The sequence below is a fragment of the Achromobacter semiaridum genome, assembly GCF_053543755.1.
Genome location: NZ_JBLVOL010000019.1, coordinates 27,896 through 30,806, shown reverse-complemented (window position 1 = coordinate 30,806; position 2,911 = coordinate 27,896). Strand labels below are relative to the sequence as shown.

The following is a 2,911-nucleotide window of genomic DNA, read 5'->3' as shown; positions in this document are numbered from 1 at the left end:
ACTTATGCCGTCCTGGCGCCGGTTCGGGGCGCCGCCGCGATCAGCTTGCGGTGGCGGGCGCGGGCGTATTCAGCAACTGCTGTTCCCACAGGTGCGCGATGCCGGCGCCGGCCGCGTGTTGGACCAGTACATTGGTCAGCGCTTCGGCGGTGCCCAGGCGCGCCCAGTCGCGCTGCCATTCGGCGGCCACCGCCAGCCACGTCATCAAGTTGACGCCGGCCACCGCCATGCGCTGAAGCGCCACTTCGTGCGCTTCGACCGACACGCCGCCGGACGCGTCGGTCACCACCGTCACATCCCAGCCTTCGCCCGCCGCCTGGATCGCCGGCATCGCCACGCAGACCTCGGTCCACAAGCCGGCAATGATCAGCTGCTTGCGGAATACCGAGTCTTCAGGACGGAGAAGCGAGGCCGCCCGGTCAGCATCCCGCGCGCAAGATCCGGGTCCTGACGGAATTGCTGATCGAATACTCTGGCAGCTCGCCACATTTTGCGGGCACGGTTTCGGCGTAAGCGGCCTGCGGCCCGCTGGCCCGCGGGCGCGTTCGCCCGTTCGCCCAACGTTCAGTCCGCCGCGCGTGCCATTTGCAAATGCTGCGTAATTTCTTCCGCCGGCACTGCTTTCGAAAACAGAAAGCCTTGCAGCTCGTCGCAGCCGGCAGCGCGTAGAAAATCGCGTTGCGCCGCCGTCTCGACGCCCTCGGCGTTGACCGTCAGCCCCATCGAGCGGCCCAGCGTCACGACGGCGTTGACGATGGCGGTGGAGTCCGCGCCTTCGCCAATATTGGCCACAAAGCTGCGATCGATCTTGATCTTGTCGACGGAGAATTTCTGCAAATAGCTCAGGCTGGAATAGCCCGTGCCAAAGTCGTCCAGCGCGATCCTGAACCCCACCGCGCGCAACTGGGCGATGGCGCTTTGCACGCGCCCGTCGTCCTCGATGAACACGCCTTCGGTCACCTCCAGTTCGATCTGCGTGGGGCTGACGCCCGCCGCCGTCACCAGGTCGATGACGCGGGCGGCAAAGCCGGTGCTGCGAAACTGAACGGGGGAAAGGTTCACCGCGATGGACAGGCCCGGCCATTGCAAGGCGGCGCGGCACGCTTCGCGCAGCACCCAATCGCCCAGCTCCACGATCAGCCCCGTGGACTCGGCAACCGCTACGAAAATCTGTGGCGGCACGGCACCGGTGGTCGGGTGATGCCATCGGATCAGCGCCTCGACCCCCACCAGTTGATGCGTACCGCTATCGATCTGCGGCTGAAAATACACGCTTAGCTGGCCGCCGTCGGCCAACGCGGCGCGCAGGTCTGCCTCCATCAACGCCTTGGCCTTCAGGGTCTCGTCCATTTCCGGTTCGAAGAAGCAATACTGGTTTCTGCCCGACTCTTTGGCGCGGTACAGCGCGATGTCCGCTTTGCGCATCAATTCGCTGCGCGTTGTCGCATCCTGGGGCGCCATGGATATGCCGACGCTGGCGCCGACGAACGCGCGCCCGCCCAACAGCTCGAACGGGGCGCGCACCTCGGCCAGAATGCCCTTCGTCAACGCCTCCGTGGCCGCTTGGGACGTGTTTTGCGCAAGCACCGCGAACTCGTCTCCGCCCAGCCTTGCGATCACATCGTCCGGCCCCAGTATCGCCTTGACGCGGCGCGCGAATTCCTGGATCAGCGCGTCGCCGGCGGCGTGCCCCCAGGTGTCGTTGACCTGCTTGAAATGATCCAGGTCCAGCAGCAGCACCGCGCAGCTGGAATCGGGGTGTCTGCGCACCAGCGCCTGGTCGACAAAGGTGGCGAAGTAGGCGCGGTTCGCAAGCCCGGTCAGCACGTCATGAAAGGCCAGGTGCTGGGCATGCGCTTCGCTGGCCTTCAACTCTACGTGCGCCGCGCGCAGCGCGCTCAGGTGCGATTGCTGGTCGCGCAACAAGCGGTACGTGCGCAGCGCCAGGAACGCCACGATGACCAGGGCGCCTCCGATCATGGAGACGAAGGCGGGCAGCATCGCGCGCCATAATTCCGAGCCGGGAAGGTCCGGCCGCCACATCAGATAGCCGATAGGCGCGCCATCCGATGAGGTCAACGCCAGCTCGCGCTCTCCGTCATTGTCATGGTGCACGCGTTCAGGATGGTAATGCAGCCCTTCAACCAGGTTGCCTCGCGAGAACGCATACAGAAAATCGCCATCGATGTACCGGACACTGACAAGCAGATTGTGCGGGTCGGCGCCCGGCGTGGCGGGGCGCATCTGAAAGTGGTCGATGCGCATTACGCTGACCACGGCGGGGCGATCCTGCACGATGGCCAGATCGGTGGCGTGCACGGCGGACGAGGTGGTGCGCAAGGTGGCTTCGGTAGCCGGCAATTGTCCCGGCAAGCGTTCATGATCGTTATTGGGCCTGCTGATCCGTCCGCGCGTCAGGTCAACGAATCTGTTGATGGCGGGCTGGTACGACAGGTACATCGACGGCGAGGCGGCCTGGCCGTTCACGCTGGCGTAGACGGGCTCATCGTCCGGGCCCAGGATGAAAATGACGTCCTGATTGAACAGCCGATACAACAAGGTACCCACGTTGTCATCCAACCAGGCCGGGTCGGGCTTCGGCTTGGCAAGTTCGTCCAGCAGCATGTCCCACAGCGCCACGCCCTCTTGTGCCTGCGACACGTCGTCGAGCACGGCGCTGATGGCCTGCCCCAGTTCACGGCTTTGCCGCTGGGCCGACATGTCGTCGCTTTTTTCCACCGACAGATACAGGGAAAAAACCATGGCCGCCAGGAACAGCCCGAAGGCCGCCAGCAACAGGACTAGTAGCCCGCCGGCGAATTGCGGAAGTCGCTCGACGCTTGTTTTCATGCCCGTGTGTCTCCGGGAAGGGCTGGCGCCTGGTCAACAAGAAAGGGAAAAGGGGCGGCAC

2 protein-coding genes are annotated in these 2,911 nt (G+C 64.7%); both read right to left on the bottom strand.

The features are described from left to right. Positions 1-40: 40 nt before the first annotated feature. Positions 41-487 (bottom strand): isochorismatase family protein, encoded by a 447-nt coding sequence (locus tag ACNPP0_RS06450; RefSeq protein ID WP_448705347.1) that lies wholly within the window; start codon positions 485-487, stop codon positions 41-43. A 77-nt stretch (positions 488-564) separates the two neighbouring features. Next, positions 565-2,850: a putative bifunctional diguanylate cyclase/phosphodiesterase gene (locus tag ACNPP0_RS06445; RefSeq protein ID WP_448705346.1), complete on the bottom strand. Its 2,286-nt coding sequence runs from the start codon at positions 2,848-2,850 to the stop codon at positions 565-567. Between the last annotated feature and the right edge of the window lie 61 nt (positions 2,851-2,911).

Bases quoted from the DNA above. Each gene is read 5' to 3' on its own strand.
- ACNPP0_RS06445 (WP_448705346.1), bottom strand. From the start codon at position 2,850: ATGAAAACAAGCGTCGAGCGACTTCCGCAATTCGCCGGCGGGCTACTA.